This window comes from Mesorhizobium sp. M0340, assembly GCF_040321535.1.
In the GTDB taxonomy this organism is placed as follows: domain Bacteria; phylum Pseudomonadota; class Alphaproteobacteria; order Rhizobiales; family Rhizobiaceae; genus Mesorhizobium.
Genome location: NZ_JAMYRR010000010.1, coordinates 189,603 through 206,582 on the forward strand (window position 1 = coordinate 189,603; position 16,980 = coordinate 206,582).

The 16,980-nt window shown below is 57.2% G+C and carries 10 protein-coding genes and 5 pseudogenes; 14 read left to right on the top strand and 1 reads right to left on the bottom strand.

Annotated elements, in window-relative coordinates; genetic code table 11:
- The first annotated feature begins 93 nt into the window (after positions 1-93).
- The 8 genes and pseudogenes from NKI79_RS17085 to NKI79_RS17120 all read left to right on the top strand — a co-directional run bounded on the left by NKI79_RS17085 (position 94) and on the right by NKI79_RS17120 (position 7,570).
- Positions 94-960, top strand: a complete 867-nt coding sequence (locus tag NKI79_RS17085; protein WP_352802912.1) for a universal stress protein — start codon at positions 94-96, stop codon at positions 958-960.
- A gap of 1,327 nt (positions 961-2,287) precedes the next feature.
- Positions 2,288-3,457: a TlpA disulfide reductase family protein gene (locus tag NKI79_RS17090; RefSeq protein ID WP_352802915.1), complete on the top strand. Its 1,170-nt coding sequence runs from the start codon at positions 2,288-2,290 to the stop codon at positions 3,455-3,457.
- 334 nt (positions 3,458-3,791) lie between these two features.
- Positions 3,792-4,172: pseudogene (locus NKI79_RS17095) on the top strand (DUF269 domain-containing protein); the annotation flags it as partial.
- A 111-nt stretch (positions 4,173-4,283) separates the two neighbouring features.
- Positions 4,284-4,487, top strand: coding sequence for a CCE_0567 family metalloprotein (locus NKI79_RS17100; protein ID WP_352802940.1), 204 nt, complete (start codon positions 4,284-4,286; stop codon positions 4,485-4,487).
- A complete protein-coding gene (gene fdxB / locus NKI79_RS17105; RefSeq protein ID WP_352802918.1) occupies positions 4,484-4,801 on the top strand; it encodes a ferredoxin III, nif-specific in 318 nt (105 codons plus the stop codon). The genes NKI79_RS17100 and fdxB overlap by 4 nt, the downstream gene beginning before the upstream one ends.
- A 63-nt stretch (positions 4,802-4,864) precedes the next feature.
- Positions 4,865-5,152 (top strand): exopolysaccharide production repressor protein, encoded by a 288-nt coding sequence (locus NKI79_RS17110; protein ID WP_352802943.1) that lies wholly within the window; start codon positions 4,865-4,867, stop codon positions 5,150-5,152.
- A 325-nt stretch (positions 5,153-5,477) separates the two neighbouring features.
- A pseudogene (locus tag NKI79_RS17115) lies at positions 5,478-6,486 on the top strand (1-aminocyclopropane-1-carboxylate deaminase).
- 217 nt (positions 6,487-6,703) lie between these two features.
- Positions 6,704-7,570, top strand: a complete 867-nt coding sequence (locus NKI79_RS17120; RefSeq protein ID WP_352802921.1) for a radical SAM/SPASM domain-containing protein — start codon at positions 6,704-6,706, stop codon at positions 7,568-7,570.
- Positions 7,571-7,640: 70 nt separating this feature from the next.
- Here the strand turns inward: NKI79_RS17120 and NKI79_RS17125 are convergent.
- Positions 7,641-8,422: pseudogene (locus tag NKI79_RS17125) on the bottom strand (GDP-mannose 4,6-dehydratase); the annotation flags it as partial.
- 917 nt (positions 8,423-9,339) lie between these two features.
- Here NKI79_RS17125 and NKI79_RS17130 point away from each other — a divergent pair.
- The 6 genes and pseudogenes from NKI79_RS17130 to NKI79_RS17155 form a co-directional block, all read left to right on the top strand.
- Positions 9,340-9,485: pseudogene (locus NKI79_RS17130) on the top strand (GDP-mannose 4,6-dehydratase); the annotation flags it as partial.
- Positions 9,486-9,502: 17 nt separating this feature from the next.
- A pseudogene (locus NKI79_RS17135) lies at positions 9,503-10,418 on the top strand (S9 family peptidase); the annotation flags it as partial.
- Between the two features lie 562 nt (positions 10,419-10,980).
- Positions 10,981-11,349 carry an Lrp/AsnC ligand binding domain-containing protein gene (locus NKI79_RS17140; protein ID WP_502909823.1) on the top strand — a complete coding sequence of 123 codons (369 nt, stop codon included), beginning with the start codon at positions 10,981-10,983 and terminating at the stop codon, positions 11,347-11,349.
- Between the two features lie 473 nt (positions 11,350-11,822).
- Positions 11,823-12,824 carry a GHMP family kinase ATP-binding protein gene (locus NKI79_RS17145; protein ID WP_352802926.1) on the top strand — a complete coding sequence of 334 codons (1,002 nt, stop codon included), beginning with the start codon at positions 11,823-11,825 and terminating at the stop codon, positions 12,822-12,824.
- 10 nt (positions 12,825-12,834) lie between these two features.
- Positions 12,835-13,890, top strand: coding sequence for a cysteine synthase family protein (locus tag NKI79_RS17150; protein WP_352802928.1), 1,056 nt, complete (start codon positions 12,835-12,837; stop codon positions 13,888-13,890).
- Positions 13,839-16,595 carry a lyase family protein gene (locus NKI79_RS17155; protein ID WP_352802930.1) on the top strand — a complete coding sequence of 919 codons (2,757 nt, stop codon included), beginning with the start codon at positions 13,839-13,841 and terminating at the stop codon, positions 16,593-16,595. The genes NKI79_RS17150 and NKI79_RS17155 overlap by 52 nt, the downstream gene beginning before the upstream one ends.
- Positions 16,596-16,980 lie beyond the last annotated feature (385 nt).

Sequence of the window (16,980 nt, forward strand, 5' to 3'; positions counted from 1 at the left end):
AGCGAACGGATGGTGTGCCACTCTCCATCTTCGTTGGAAGGCAAGTCTTGCGGCTTCGAAACGCGGCGCGACATACTCAAGGGAAGCAGTCAGATGGCCTTCAAAAGCCTACTCAGTGTAGCGGGAGCTGACCACTCCGATCGGGACGTCAGAACAGCTGCGAGCTTGTGCGCCGAAGTCGGCGCACATTTATCCGTCCTGTTTATGTCGCCTCCGCCGCTAGGCGATGGCATCCCCGAGTGGCCTAGACAACCCGCACACGCCATTGCCGCACTGGAAAAACGGTACAGGCAAATCGAGAGATTTTCACATGACACGGCCAGTTTGGAAAAAACATCCAGGGAAATTCACAAACTGCTGAGAGCCACGTGGCGGTGCTATGATGTCGATATTGCCAACTGCGATCAGGCCAGCATCGGTGAGGCGGTGCGACAGCGGGCGCTCTGCAACGATCTGACAATCGTCGGCCCCGCACTTCTCAACGACATTGACCTCGGACCCCTCGTTATCGACGGCAGCCTGTTCGACACCGGAAAGCCGGTGCTTGTCGTGCCGAAGGGCGCTGAGGCGACTCTGTCTCCACGGCGCGTGCTGGTCGGCTGGGATTCGCGAGTCGAGGCGTCCCGTTCGGTTCGGGAAGCGCTGCATCTGCTAGCCGGTGCTGAGGAAGTTCGTGTCGCACTACTGGATCCGGAGGCGACCTGCACCGGGAACGGTACCGAGCCGGGAGCCGATATCGCTGCCTATCTCACTAGGCACGGTGCTCGGGTGTCGGTTGACCTACTGGCGAGCGCCGGCAAACCAGTGGCCACGGTGCTCGCGCAGCACGCAATCGACACGTCTGCCGACATGATAGTGATGGGCGCTTATGGCAGCCGACGGCTGCGCGAGCGGCTCTTCGGTGGCGTAACGAGATGGATAGTGGGGAAGCCGCCATTCCCGCTGTTTTTGGCTCGCTGATGGGTTTTGAAGCAGCACCGATGCTGTTCGAAGCTCTACTCCCCTGGGTATCCTGATGCCAAGTCGGAGAAAGGCCGCGGCAAACGCGCAAGTTTCGCGAAGCTCGAATCTGCAAGCGCCGTCGCCGAGACATCCCGGACGTCTCTAACGCGCGCTCGGGGGTTCTCCTCGCCCGAGATGATCCGTAACGCGGAGCCCAGGCCGCGCAGAGGTACAGGCGCTCCTCAATGCACTCAAAACCACCGCTTCAGGTCGGCGTCCAGGTCGAGAAAGAGAGTCGCTTCAGCGCGGCAGGCCGCGTTCGGACCGTAGCCGCATCGTATTGGCGTTATCACGATTTCCCTCACACTGGCCGGGAGCTGACCACCGCAACGAGTGGCCAAGGCACCGACCTTCGAGTCGGGACGGCCGGGCTCTTGCCGGCGTCGGCGCGAACGATGGCATCAATCGCCTTGTTATCTCTGGGATGGTAGCCCGGGTTAGTGGCGGACAGCCGCATCTCCAGCGTTTCCCGTTGGTCCGGCCCAACCTGCGTGGCGACCGAGCGGTCTTCGGGTTTGCAATTCCGCCAACGCTCACGTCGGGCCGCGAGGTCCCGTTGCACCTGAGCACCAGGAACACAGAAGATAAACATAAAGCAGGAATCCGCAGAGTTCACCGCCGGCACAGGCCGGCACTCATCCTCGCCTCTTCCGCTATGATCATTATCGTCGTTCTGGGGAGCGGTATTGGCGAGCTACAGCTGGACCGGCTTCGGTCGTGAAGAACTCCCATGACGCCAGCCCAGGAATTCAATCGCAAGGCGGGCGAGGGGGCACAGGCTGCGCTCGGATGGAGCGGCCCCTTGCAATCGCAAATGGCGAGATCGCTACCGCCTCCGGACCGGAACGGCAAGACGCTCAAGCCGGTGGCGTGAAGCGGACGATGAGACGAGCCTGACGATAGCCAACGCAGTCATGATGGCCATCGGCCTCGTCTCTCGGCCCGAATGCATATTGAGTCGTCCGGCCACGCTTTTCTGCCGACGCGAAGCGCGTGATGCTTGTCGAAAACCTGACAGCGGCAGAAAACATGTCGGCTTCAATACAACCGGCCATCTTGGCATTTGAAGGATTTTCTAGCAATTCATGCGCTTACTGCCCGCTGAGCGCGCTGGCACGGCCTTTGCGGATTGTGATGCGGCAGCACTGCGTGAAAGCTGACTACGCGCAGACGCGCGAGACGAGCGATGCTCTCCTTTTCCTGCCCGTGTGCCCCCTCTCTAAAAGAGGGAAACAAGCTCGCGCGTAAAGTCGCGCAACCTGTGGCAACAGCTTTGGAGAGCAGCATGGTATTGCAGATGAAGTCACCGGCTCCTTCGATCAAAGTGGACACCTGGCTGCGTGGCGAGCCCCTGACGAACTTCCAACCCGGCAAAGTGTATATCGTCGAATTTTGGGCAACTTGGTGCGAACTATGTGTGGCGGAGATGCTCGAGCTGATGCGGCTCCAGGAACAATACAAGGGCGGCGGACTTGAGGTTGTCGGCGTCGCGGCTGATGAAGACGCTCCAACGGCCGTTGAGGCTCGAACCAAGTTGGACGCGTGGTTGACCGAAAAGTGCTGGAATCTGAACTATCGGATCGCGTTCGACTACACAGGCGAAATGAACAAGCTTTGGATGAAACCCAGCTTTTCCGCCGGGATTCCGACTTCGTTCGTGGTCGACCGAGACGGCCAGATCGCCTTTATCGGTCATCCAAGCCAACTCGAAGAGGTTTTGCCGGAAGTGCTCAACGGCAGCTGGCGCACCAGCGACAAAGCGAAAGCCGCCGATACGGAGCGGATCGCCACAAGCGAACCCATGACGCGCCCACAAGCGTTGAAGAAGCCGATCGATGACAGATTCTGGGCGGCGGTGAAGTTAGAAGATTGGAAGACGGCGCTCTGGGCGATCGAAGAAGGCATAGCCTTGATGCCGGACGACATCAATTTCCGTCTGGCTCATGTGCATCTGTTGCTTCACAAAATTCAAGACATGTGGACCGGCTTGCCCGTGATGAGCCAATTGGTTCGCGACGCGATCGGCAAAAACTCTGAGGACTGGATGGTTTCGGCGCTAGACCAACTTTTCCATCCGGCGAATGACCATTCGCGGCTTCCCCCTGCTGAGCGCTTCGCGATGGGCAAGGAGCTGTCCGAACACATCCTGGCGCTGAATCCCCCGCAAGGCGACAGCCCTAAGTTCCGGTCCTATCCCGCGGTCGCCCGGTACTATCACGAGAACGGCAACAATGATCGCGCGATCGAGTTGGTCGAACTGGCACTGACGTCGCTGGACGGTCCGGAGCCTATCCCGGCCGAATTGAAAGAGCAGCATCTGCCGGATTTGCTGCAGGCCCTCGCCACGTACAGGGGTGGGAAGGTTTGTTGCGGCGCACTCTGTGCGGCTCCGCAAAACCATTTCCCGAAGGTGCCAAAGCGCGGTCGGCCGAGGAGGAAAGATAAAAAAGGGTAATTGGTCGAAATGGCTTACTGGGCAATTCGTCCATTTCCCTGGTGCGGCCGCAGCAAGGAGGGTCCATGCAGCACTTGGTCGATCGTCTGCAGCAGGATCGAGGCTCGAAACTTCATGGCCTCCGGCCGCATTGCGGCGGAAGTGATGTTCGACGCGAATTCACGTTGAAGACTTCGCAGTCAAGGACGTGTTCAAGGTCGGCCAGAGGGATATCAATTGCGTGGCATCAGCCGCGCCGAGCCGGGCGTCGGCTGCGCAAGTGTGCCCGAAGTAGGCATCCCAGAAAACAGACATCGTGCTTCGACGACGAGGACTGAAATGAGGAGAAGGCGAAATGTCTAGTGCTGCGGTCAGCCCGGCTGTCAACGAGGACGAGGCGGCGCTTGCCACGCCTTTTGTCAGATGCCTCGTGCGGCTGATCCGTGCTCAGGACTCCTACGGCTCGTGGGAAGGCAAATCGGACGCCGAACTGCTGGGCGACTTCATCATTCCAGAAAACAGCGCCGTGCGATCCGCATCATCGGCGATCCCGATCCGGACGTGCTGCGGAGGCTCAATATTCTACACGGCCGTCGGGCTTTGGATCGAGGAACGCTCCGGCCTGATGACATCGCCAACGATGGAGATGAAACCCATGGGGGCTTCGGACGATTGCTTTTCACGGCCGAGCGCTTGGTCGCTCTGTCGAGACATCCACCGGTTCGGCTTCGAGACGTTCAGGAAGCTCGCGGAGGCCGGTACGAACTTGGTCGACGATGCGACTGCAGCATTGAAGCCTATCCCGACGTGGCACGGGCGTGAAGAAACCGATTTGGAGGAACGATTTATGTCAAACCTAGATGAGATGGGGAAGAAAGTTCGAAAGCTTCAGCTGCGCGCGGCAGTTGCCAAGACAAGATTGCGCGGCCTTGCAGAGGATCTCCCGAGAAAATGGAGGGAGATAGAGGAAGTTGCTGAGGAAACGTCCGCCGTTTTTGCCGAGTTGGATGGTGCCAAGAGAGAGCTCGCTGCAATGAAGAAGTTACGATGACGAGCACATTCACCACCCGCGACGGCTCCGGATGGATGCCGGAATATCTCACCGCTATCGATGGCACGACCTGCATCGGTTGCGGCCGCTGTTTCAAGGTCTGCTCGCGCGAGGTCATGCACCTTCACGGCGTCGATGATGCGGGTGAAATCCTCGGCGTCTGTGACGCCGAGGACGACGACTTCGACGGCGAGCTCAATCGCATGATCATGGTCGTGGATCATGCTGGCCGCTGCATTGGCTGTGGAGCTTGCGCCCGCGTCTGCCCGAAGAACTGCCAGACCCATGTTGCGGCCGACAAGATCGCAGCCTGATCTGAGCAGACAAAACCAGGAGAACGGCGTTTGCCCTTTAGATTCTTTTGTCGCCTCCTGGGAATGGTCCTGTGCAGCACCGCACTGACTGTCTACTTCGCTTCTCATTCCATCGGCACAGTAAGCGTCACGACGCTGGCTTGTTCGCTGCTCCTTCAGCTGGCGTATTTCGCAAGCGTGCTCTTTCTGATCTGGCGGTCTGGCCGCGTTAGCCGAGCTGGCCAAAGGGCTGAGCATTTCGACAGTTGCAAGGAAGTTGTATCCGAGCCAGACCTTGATGAGGGGACGAATGAATCCGCAAATTTGCTCCAGCGCGATCAAATACTGGCCATATCGCTGCTGCTGCCTTGAGGCGCCATGACAAGGTCAGTGCTCGAGCTGGCGCAAACTTTGGACCAACCCATAAACATAAACATTGAGTAGATATTAAAAGGAATACCGTGCTTGAGAAGTTGATGGTGACCGCAACACGGTCATTTCTGATTATCCAGGAGATGCAGTTTTTTAATGAAATACGCATTGGTAACCTCTCGCGGTACGCCGGCGTGCGGTTGCAACTCTCAATGACGAACGAGCTGTAGAAATAGTAATGGGACTCTTCTGGCGCCGATAATGCAGACTCTAGAATAACTCGTGAATGGCTAATTCAGCTCCATCGCGTGTTGCCCGAGAGAAAATGCTGGAAAAGTACGAACGCTATCTGCTCACATTTGGACCCACGCCCATCGAGAAGCTCGACCGTCTCTCCAAGCATCTGGGGGGCAAGGTGGAAATCTACGCCAAACGCGAGGACTGCAACTCCGGTCTGGCGTTCGGCGGAAACAAGCTCCGCAAGCTGGAATACATCATCCCCGACGCGATCGCGTCAAATGCTGATACGCTTGTCTTCATCGGCGGCGTGCAGTCCAATCATACGCGCATGGTCGCCGCGGTCGCCGCCAAGATCGGCATGAATGTCTCCTGTTCAGGAGAACTGGGTACCACATGAGGATGCCGTCTACGACCGGGTCGGTAACATTCTCTTGAGCCGCATCATGGGAGCAGAGGTACGCCTAGTCGACGAGGGCTTTGATGTCGGAATCCGCCTCAGTTGGGAACAAGCGCTCGATGAGGTAAAATCAAGAGGCGGCAGACCCTATGCGATACCAGCTGGAGCGTCTGTTCACCCGAATGGCGGCCTTGGCTACGTGGGGTTCGCGGAGGAGGTGCGCGCCCAGGAGAAACAGCTTGGGTTTGCCTTCGACTACATCGTCGTTTGCTCGGTCACGGGGTCAACGCATGCCGGGATGCTCGTCGGATTTGCCAAGGACACGGTCGAAAGCGCAACGTGATCGGTATCGATGCCTCTGCCACCCCCGCCAAAACCAAGGCGGTGCTAAACATTGCCCAACATACAGCGAAGCTCGTTGATCTCGGAACGGAACTCGTCGAGGATGACGTGGTGCTGCTCGAGGAGTACGCGTATCCGCGTTATGGGATTCCGTCCGAGGAAAGGAAGGAGGTCATCCGCATGTGTGCGCGGCTCGAGGGTATGATTACTGATCCCGTCTACGAGGGCAAAATCGATGCAAGGGATGATCGACCTCGTCCAGAAAGGTTTCTTGCCGGAGGAATCGAGGATCCTCTATGCGCATCTCGGCGCGTGGGCGATCAACGGTTATGGATACACCTTCCGCAATGGCTGATGCTCGACAGATTGAGATTGCGCTGTCCTGCCGTGCCGGCGACCCTCTCACAGTTCGTTTGATGGTCCGCTCGGCAAAAAGAGGAAGCTGGCCGTTGACTGCTGCCAAGGCGAAGATGGGCCGAGTTCATTCGCAACGTCTTAACGGGCGGTGTCAAGAAGCCGAACGACACCATTCTGGACTTTATGCAGGACCAGAGAAGTGGGAGGCATAACAGATGATGTTACCGGAACTGCGCTCTGCCATCCCAGCCGGCAGAGTTTTGGAGATAACGACGACCACAGGATGCATCGTCGGATGTTCATATTGTCCGCAGGACAAGTTCGCGGACCGGCAAAGAAAGGTATCTCATTCGAAGCATCTTAGTCTTGAAGATTTCAAGCGGTGTCTGGCGCGCGTACCAACTTCCGTCGACATTAGTTTCGCCGGATACTCCGAGCCTTGGCTCAATCCGGACTGCACCGAAATGGTCGAGCACGCTTCCGCCAGAGGCCACGGCATCAGGATTTTCACGACGCTTATGGGAATGAAGGAGCGGGATCTACAACGCTTGCAAGCGCTGCGCTTGCGGGTATTCGTGGTCCATGTTTTCGACGATGGCACGTACATGAATAGCCGCCTTGTCGGAGACCAGTATCGCGATCTGGTTCGTCAACTCGTCGACGCGAAGATCCCCTCGATTCGATTCGTGGTTTTGGGCGAGGCCCATCCCGATATCGTCGACATTATCCCTGCCGAAGCTCTAGTTCGCTCACGACCAGTGAGTAGCAGGGGTGGAAGCCTCGACCCCAAGATCGTTGAACCACGGCAGCCAGTAGTCGGAGCGCTGACATGCGTGGACGAGCGGCAGTATCGGAATGTTCTCCTACCAAACGGCGACGTCACTCTCTGCTCCATGGATTTTGAACGGCGTCACGTATTGGGCAACCTTCTCTGCGATGAATACGCCGATCTCTTTGAAAGCCCATTTTTTTGCGAAATCGTCGATCGCATGAATGGAGCGGATGGCTTTTTGCTCTGTAGGATGTGCGAATATGCCGATCCAAAGGACCGGATGCTGACTGGATGCCGGCGGACCGCCTGAAACGCCGGGCCAGCGAGGCGAATTGCTTTGGACCGCCAATGCCTTCCGCCGAAGCCATTGTCTTTTCACGTCAAGCGAGCGTGATCCCGTACGCGCGGCAATCGGCCTCGACCATTTCCGAAACGAGCTCATCGAAAGTGGTCTTCGGCTTCCAACCGAGCTTGGTGGCCGCCTTGCAGGCATCGCCGATTAGCAGGTCAACCTCGGTCGGACGGAAACAACGCTTGTCTATCCGGATCAGCGCCCGGTTACTCCTGCGGTCGCGGCCCACCTCGTCGAGGCCTTCGCCTTCACCGATCTCTTTGCCGACCCGCCTGAAGGCAGCCTCGACAAAGGTGCGGACCGAATGCGTCTCGCCGGTCGCGAGCACAAAATCATCAGGCTCATGGTGCTGCAGGATGCGCCACATGCCCTCGACATAGTCGCGCGCCGAACCCCAGTCGCGCTTTGCCTCGAGGTTGCCGAGATAGAGGCTGTCCTGCTTGCCGGCCATATCGCAGCTACCGCACGGGTCACCTTGCGCGTGATGAAAGTTTCGCCGCGCGTCGGGCCTTCGTGATTGAACAGAATCCCGTTGCTGGCATAGAGCCCGTATGCCTCGCGGTAGTTCACGGTGATCCAGTAGGCGTAGAGCTTCGCCACCGCATAAGGCGAGCGCGGATAGAACGGAGTAGTCTCCTTCTGCGGGACGCCCTGGACCGAACCGAAGAGTTCGGACGTGGAGGCTTGGTAAAACCGCGTTCTTTCCTCAAGGCGAAGAATACGGATCGCTTCCAGCAGCCGCAGTGTGCCGAGAGCTCCGGCATTGGCTGTATATTCGGGGGTCTCGAAAGAGACTTGCACGTGTGCTTCATCCACGGAAATATCAGAAATGAGTTCACTTAATCTGGGCAGGAATAGTCGACGGTGCGTGGGAATGACTAACTGCGCGCTACAATCAACGCTGTACGAGGCTTTGACAGCCAAGGATTGACTGCGCTCACGCCGGAGCCCGCCAATCATCACATCGAGTTCTTGCCCGTGGCCCGTTTGTTCAACGGGCGCGCCGGCGCGCTCGAGAACTAGATTACTCGCGGTGACTGGGTGGTCCGCGCGGTCAATTATTATATCGATCCGCAAGCGCCAGATCTGGTTCGAGACCAGCGGGATGGACCCGGACGAGGATTCCTATCTCGTCCATGCCTACCGCATCGAAGATTTACCGTTACGACCTCGACGACGGCAACGAGATCATCTGGGCTTCCGAACGCGACGGGCACGAGCATCTTTATCTTGCAACGTTCTGGTACCGGCCGTGTGACACGGAGCGTCTACGAATTTCGGATCCACTCTTCAAGAGACGGAAAGGTAGAACGCAATCCAAGCGCGACCTGTGGTGAGTTGGAGGCGGCCAGCGAATTAGGACGTCCCATGAATGCAGTCGTTGTCGGGCTGAAGGATCGAGACGACTTTGCCATCTCAGCGCCGCGCGGGGGATTACGCTAAGTTGTTTGGGCGGCCTTCGAAGGCCCTGAAATCTCAATCCAGTCGATAGGAGCGTATCCAGTTGTGGATGCATTGGATCAAAACAATCGATTTTACGAACAACAGCGGACATGAAAAGAGCTCGCTTCGGCGGCGCCTGCAGAGGGTCTCTCGTGTGCGAGATTGGAGGCGAACTCGTCCTGCATCAGATGACAACGGCACACGGCACTCGATGTAACCCGCACGCCTTCCTAACGTCACCAGAGGCTCAGACTCCAGCTAAGACGGTTCGGCGTACCGCATTCATCACAGGTATCACCGGTCAGGACGGCGCGCTGCTTGCCGAACTGCTGCTTTCGAGGGCTACATGGTGCATGGCCTCAAGCGGCGAGCCTCGCTGATCGAGAATACCCAGCGCATCGACCACCTCTATCAAGACCCTCATGAGGATCATTCGGACATGGTCCTTCGCCCGACGGCTGCTTCTATGTCGATTTGTGGTCGCGTGTTGACCTGCCGCCGTGCCTTGCGCTTTACCGCGCCAGTGACGACGCCAAGGTGATGCGAGATGAGATCTGAGCTTGCCGCTGCAGGTTGGCAGCCTCCGCTCAACTTTCAGGCCAAGGCGCGTGACGGCCTCACCGAGTCTGGGGTGTCTTTCACCTCCCCAGTAACTTCGATCCGCGGAAGAAATATCCGGTGGTGGAGCATATCTATGCCGGGCCGGAGGGTTCCTTCGTTCCAAATCCTTCTCGACGGCAGCAGAGCCGCTCACCGAGCTGGGTTTCGTCGTCGTGCAGATCGACGGCATGGGCACCAACAACCGCTCACGCGCCCTCCATGACGTTGCCTGGAAGAATCTTAAGGATGCCGGCTTTCCCGATCGCATTCTTTGGCACAAGGCGGCGGCAGCGATATTCCCTTGGTACGATATCTCCAATGTGGGGATTTTCGGTACATCCGCCGGCGGCCTGAGCGCCGTCGGCGCGCTGCTGTTCCAACCGGACTTCTACAAGGTGGCAGTTGCCAACAGCGGTTGCTACGACAACCGAATGGACAAGATCTGGTGGAACGAACAGTGGATGGGCTGGCCAGTCGGCATCGAGTATTCGCAATCCTAGGATCTCGATAACGCCGACAGGCTCACAGGCTCCAGGGCAAGCTGATGCTTATCGTGGGCTAAATGGAGCACAATGTCGACCCGTCCTCCACCTTCCAGCTAGCAGATCGACTGATTAAGGCCGGTAAGTACTTTGACCTGCTCTATGTGCCTGGCGCCGACCACGGTACCGCGGGTAGATATAGCGAACTCAAGCTCCTGGACTTCTTCGCCCGGAACATTGTTGGACAAAGTCCACCGAACTGGAACACCACGACGGATTGAGCTTCCAGGGTAGGGGACGGTTCGAGGCGAGTTTTTGCGAAGAAGTAGCCCGCCTCGTTAAGGATGCACGTTGGGTGTTGGCGCGAAGCTGAAGGACGCATGCCGAATAGGCCTAGGTGTTCGCGATGCAGCCCATCAGCCGTTGTCCGGAGTTCGACAGCATTGTCAGAGATCGCACCAACATTGTTTGTCTCAAGTCTTATCCAAGGCCAAATTCAAGAGCTGTCCGGCTCGGCACCGTATTTGCATATCCTCTCGACTGAAGCACGTCGGATGTGGTGCGCAGGCGATTGAACCGACTTGTATTTCGCTTTTGACGCGCGCTAGCGAGCAGCGGCGCGCCTCCAACTGGAAGGAGCATCAGGTGAGCACGTGGCTCCCCGGGCCCAAGGACGATTTGATGAGTGTCCAAAGGATCACCCCCAGTACGGTCTCCCCCTGCCCGACCTAGCTTGAGGCGTTGGGGCGGCCAAGATCATGCGGGCTTGCTGCAACATCGCTCCTGGCATCGCAAGTTTTGCTTTCAGATTGAAAGGTTCGTTGCAAATTGATTACGGTGATAGTGCTAGTGGAACTTGATCGAATATGTCTCGATCTTGTCGAAAGATTCAAGGGCTTGATGCACGCCGCTACGGAGGTAACTGAGTGCTACCTGACCACAGGCAGCGCCGATTTCGTCCTAGTCCTGACTGTGGATGACGTCGAAGCTTTCCAGGAGTTTGTTAAGACGAAGCTAAATACCGTTTCGAACGTGCGGAAATTCAAGAGCATGATCGCGCTTCACCGTGTCAAAGTCGAGCCACGGGCCACGCTATCGCTTTCGCCGAACTGCACTGACGTAACCGCTCATGCAGAAGGCACGCGCACCATGACCAAATCGCCTCTGATGCGCAAAATGGCGGTTTCACCTTGCCGACGCGACAAAGCGTAGCTGACGTAATCCGGGGTAGCTTCTTTAACCCTTCCACCGGCTGTCTCCGAAGTCAGCCTTCTTCGGCGAAGGAGACAGGCCCGCACGTTCGAGGCTCTTCAGAACTTGGTGCACCTTTGCCGATCAGATTAAGGGCAAAGCAGGATCACTGATTGGTTAAAAGCGGCGGCCTCTCGCACGCCCGCACACGAGTGTCGCCGGATGCTCCATGCCTCGCCGCCACCAATCAACAGCGCAATAGATCTTATAAGTGATTTCACAGAAGTTTTGCGAACAAAAGTTGCTGCCAATGCTACGTTCACCGCACGGGCTGTAGGTGTCTAGGTAATCGAAAGTATTCGAACCAAAACCGCGCCAATTCCGATGACGTTCGGGCGTGCCATGCTAGAAGCACACTCAATGCATCTGGCGAGAAGGTAATTATGGGAAACCAAAAGTCGACATATCCCATCCCTTCAGCAAGCGATCCGAGCATGTCGACCAGAGAACTTCTCGAAGCGGCAGCCGATGAAGTTTGGGGCCCATACATGTGTCACCAGACGTTCGATGGCGCAGACGCAGCCCAGATTATCGCCGAGGATGCGCAGCAGCCGAGGGTTCATTCTGGCGAGGCTCTTTGTTGCGGCACATTCGGCGAGTTGCTGCAAGGTCAGCTGCCGGTCGGCTGCGTTCCTCGGGACCCTCACTTCCTAGTCACGATGCCGATCGCACTCTTTGCCAGGGCACACTTCATGCCGATTGCGGGCACACAATCCGTGACCGTTTATCCGTCACATAAAGTCAAAGCAAAACGACTAGCTGAGAATCTCGTGATTGCGCTCGAGGCCTCAGGAGGAATTCTGCTTTTGCAATCGGAACTCCCCGAAGGCAAAGGACTGGCGAGTTCGTCTGCGGATCTTGTTGCGGCTGCACGGTCAATCGCGCGCTGCTTCAAGCGTAGGATTCGCACGTCATTGATCGAGAAATTGATGTCGGAGATCGAGCCATCCGACGGGGTGATGTACCCAGGGGTGGTTGCATATCAGCAGCGAGCATGTCGCCTTCTCTCCTTCCTTGGGCAAATGCCGCCGCTTGCAATCGTAGGTATCGATGAAGGAGGGACGGTCGAGACCGTGGACTATGATCAACGGCGAGGTGAAATCTCCGCCAGTCAACGGGCAGAATATTACGAATTACTGGCCCGCGCGCGGGCAGCGATTCCGCAGGGTGACACGGCGGCAATAGGCAAGATAGCTACGGCCAGCGCGCTCCTGCATCAGGAGCGCGCTCCAAAGAAGCGTCTGAACTCGATGCTGAAAGCATCCGAGGCTACCGACGCTCTAGGGGTTATAGTCGCGCACAGCGGCACAATGATCGGAATCCTGCTTGATCGAATGGTGGCTGACTTTCCACTCAAGCTCCAGTCCGTGCTCGCCCATGTATCGGCGTTGGACGACTCGCCAAAAATACATCTGACCATGGCTGGCCGTCAGTGAGGTGAGCACGATGAACGCATTCCGCAAACGCCGGCCATTCTCGGGCTATTCTGATGCCTATGTTCTTCCCAGCATCATCAGGTGTGAAACAAACCTTTATGTTGCGCAGTTCGCGTTCATGAAGCTTCTTCCCGCGAAGTACATCATTGAGCAAGCGCTGGCTCGCGGGACTTTGACGCACGGCATGAGAGTCCTCGAGACTTCCAGCGGAACCTTCGCACTGGGTTTGGCGGTAGTCTGTCGGGAACGTGGATTCCAACTTGAAATCTTCACGGACCCAGTGATGGACAGGGGTCTGGAAAACAGGTTGAATTCATTGGGGGCCAAAGTCTTCATAATAACTGAAAAGGCCAAGCAAGGGGGCTATCAAAGAAGCCGTCTCGATGCGTTGGACGCTAGGATGAGACAGTTGGGCCACTCCTGCTTTTGGCCCCGACAGTACGAAACACCCGATAACCCAGCAGCCTATAAGCTCTTCGCCGACCAAATAGCGGAGATGTTGGGTCCGGACGTAACGTTGGTCGGATCTGTAGGGTCAGGCGGCTCTACTTGCGGAACAATAGGGCGCCTCCGGCAAAAAGCGCCTGGCGCACGCCTGATCGGAGTGGACACCTTCAATAGCGTGATCTTCGGCCAAAAGGATGGCGAACGCAAACTGCGGGGGCTGGGGAACAGTCTTGTGCCCAAGAACGTGAAGCATGAACTGTATGACGAGGTGCATCTCATCTCGGCTCCGCTCGCATTTACTGCAACGCGACTCCTCCACGAGCGGCACGCCGTCTTCGCCGGTCCGACATCCGGAGCGAGCTACATCGTGGGGCGCTGGCGCGCTCGGCAGTATCCAGAAGAGACCGTAGTCGTCATTTGCCCGGATGAAGGCCACCGCTACGTCGAAGCTGTATACGACCGTGAGTGGCTCAAGCAGAACGGATCTCTAAATGAAGCCGATCTGCTGGATGCGCCGGCGACCGAAATTCATCCGTCGGTGGCTCTCCCACCATGGAACCGATATCTTTGGAAACGGAAAACCCGGGAAACTGTCTTAAACCTTCTGGAGCAAGTCTGATGAGCCGACGTAGCTTCCTTTTCGTAGAAAGCAACACGACGGGCACTGGCGAAATATTAATGAAGCGGGCCCAAGCCTTGGGCTTTGAGCCGTATCTGGCTACGTGCAATCCGGCGCGCTATCCTTTTCTCAAGGACTCGGTCGCTCAAGTGATCGAAGCTGAGACCCGCAGCCCGGATGAACTCATCGGGGTCGTTGCCAAATTAGGCAGGCTGGTAGGGATATATTCGTCGTCGGATTATTTTGTGGAGGCAGCGTCACGTGTCGCGACGGCGATAGGGCTGCCAGCAGCGAATCCGGAGGCTATTGCTACATGCCGGAACAAATGGAAGCAAGCGGCCGAGTTGCAGCGACAATCAATCGCGATCCCTGAAACTCGGCTGGCCACTTCCGTCAGAGACGTCGAGAATATTTTTGCTCAAGCCACTCTGCCGGTGGTCATCAAGCCGGTGTCCGGAAGTGGTAGTAGCGGTGTGAGGTTGTGCGACAGTGCCGCAGCCGCCATTGAGGCGTTTGAGAGTGCAAGGAGCGCACTGCTCGATCAAGTGGATCTACGCAGCCCCGACATCCTCATCCAGCAATATGTGGAGGGTAAGGAATACTCTGCAGAAATAGTTGCTTATGATGGGACGCTGCATTGCCTCGGAATTCTTGCCAAGCACAAAGGCCCCCCTCCCTGCTTCGTCGAGGTGGGGCACGACTTCCCGGCACCCCTTCCGGAGCTATCTCTACGGGAACTGGCCTCTTTTGCCGCTGGCGCGGCGTCGGCTCTAGGCCTGAATTTCGGACCGGCTCATGTGGAGTTCGTGATAACGGAGTCGGGCCCCGTCATCATCGAGGTCAATCCCCGGTTGGCTGGAGGGATGATTCCAGTCATGCTCTCCCACGCCCTGGGAACGTCAGTCCTTGACATGGTGATTAGGCTTTACGCGGGAGAGGGGTTCACAGCTCCGCACGCGAGCGCAAGGGCGGGAGCCATCCGTTTCCGCCTTGCTGATAGGCCCGGCAAGCTCAAACACCTGAGCTTTTCAGAAAGTCCAAACGCGACAGTACCTGAGGCGAGTCTTTTGAAATCTGAAGGGGAGGAATTTCAAATAAATGGCGATTTTAGAGACCGAGTAGCCTACGCCATAGGGGTTGCGGATGAACTCAATGCCGCCGCCACGGCAGCTGAACGGATGATCGATTCCATTGTGATCGATATTGAGGCGGCTGCTTGCGAAGCGGACGACGACAAAGTCGTTGGGTCAAGCCAGAGCAAATGGAACCTGCATCCCGAAGCGATGAAGTTGCTCGCTCCTCCGATCGAAATCGCGCGTGACGGTCGCCTTCTACGGCACCAAGCGTCCATAGACGAAGCACATCTGGTGATGCTCGCGGACCAGGGCTTGGTCAGCCAAGCAGTGGCTGCCGATCTCCTCAAACACGTCTTGTCCCTTCAGGACGAGGGCTTTCAGTGTTTGGAGGGCCGCGATGCTCCGCGTGGCCTCTATCTGGCTTACGAGGCCGAACTTGCCACCAGAGCTGGCCCCGAAAACGCTGGCTGGCTGCACCTTGCGAGGTCCCGCAACGACTTGAACGCGACCATTTCTCTCCTGGTGCTTCGGGAAGCTGCATATTTCATCTCGGAACTGATAGGAACTGCACAAGATGCCCTCCTTCAGCGAGTGGAGGAAGCATCGAGACTAGTGGCTCCGTTGTACAGTCAGTATCAGATCGCACTCCCCGGATCGCCAGGCCACTATCTGCTTGGCGTGTTCTTCGCTCTGGGGCGGGAGCGCCAGCGTCTTCATTGCCTGATGGAAGACATCCGGAACTGCCCTATGGGGGCAGGTGCCGGCGGAGGCACCAGCATACCTATAGATCCCTTGAAGACCGCAAATCTTCTGGGATTCGAACTGCCATCGTTCAACTCACTTGATGCCGTCGCAAGCCGCGATCATCACCTGCAAGCACTTTCCGTCTTCGCCGGTATTTCGATTTTGCTCAGCCGTGTGGCCCAGGACCTACAGGTTTGGACCACGCGGGAGTACGCGCTTATCGATATTCCTAACAATCTTGCTGGCGGCTCTTCCATGCTGCCGCAAAAGAAGAATCCCTTTCTGCTGGAACATATCAAGGGGTCGGCAAGCTCCGTGATCGGCGCATACATTTCTGCAGCAACGGCAACTTGCAAAGCGCCTTTCAGTAACTCCATAGAGGTAAGCAACTACGGCTGCTCTTCACTGAGCCTTGCAGAAGAAGCGCTAGAGCGCGCCCTAACCCTTACGTCGCTAATCGTGAAGTTTATGTCTTTCAACCTGCGGCCAATGCGTGAAAATCTGGAAGACGGCTTATCGATGACGGTGGTCGCCGCCGAGCGAATGACGTCGCGAGGCATTCCTTTCAGGAAGGCTCATACATTAGTTGGCGAGATCGCCAGGCGCCTGTCGCGGGGCAGCAGCGTCGCTGAATGCCGAAGCGAGTTGACCAGCCACCTCGCTGGTGCGTTGCCAGCGAGTCTCGAAGAGTGCAGGGATACTCTGCAGTTCGGAGGAGGACCCGGAAAAAGTTCAACCGATAGCCAGATCTCTGTAGCAAAAGCGCTGTTTCGCGACGTGCAGTTGAAATGCGCGGACATGCGGGGTCGCTGGGTGCGAGCGGAAATGCACCGTAAGCATAGGGTGAAAGAACTCATTATGAGGCCCCATCCACCTGAAGGGTAAAATGCTGCCTGACAACGAACGCATCAAGTGCGCGCTGCCAGTTTCGACGATCGTACGGATGGCCGTCCGGTGGTGGACCGCCGTGCTTGTCGGCGCTGGTTTCGGGAGGAGGAACGAGGGTCACTGAAAACTGGAGCCGGGGGCCTTATTCAGAGATCGCGCGCAATCGGGTGGCATTTATGTGATCAAGCTGTTCCGATGGCGCAAGAAACTCGGCCGGTGTTCGTCCTGTGCATCCCGCGATTCGTCCCTGTTGAGGTTGCCGCGGTGTTGCCTGCGTATTTCCGATTTGAAGCCGGCCAGTCATTCCGATTTCATTGCGGCCGGTGTTCCGATTTGAAGCCGGCCATTTTTCGGACTGATCCTAGGTCTCCTTGATGTTTGG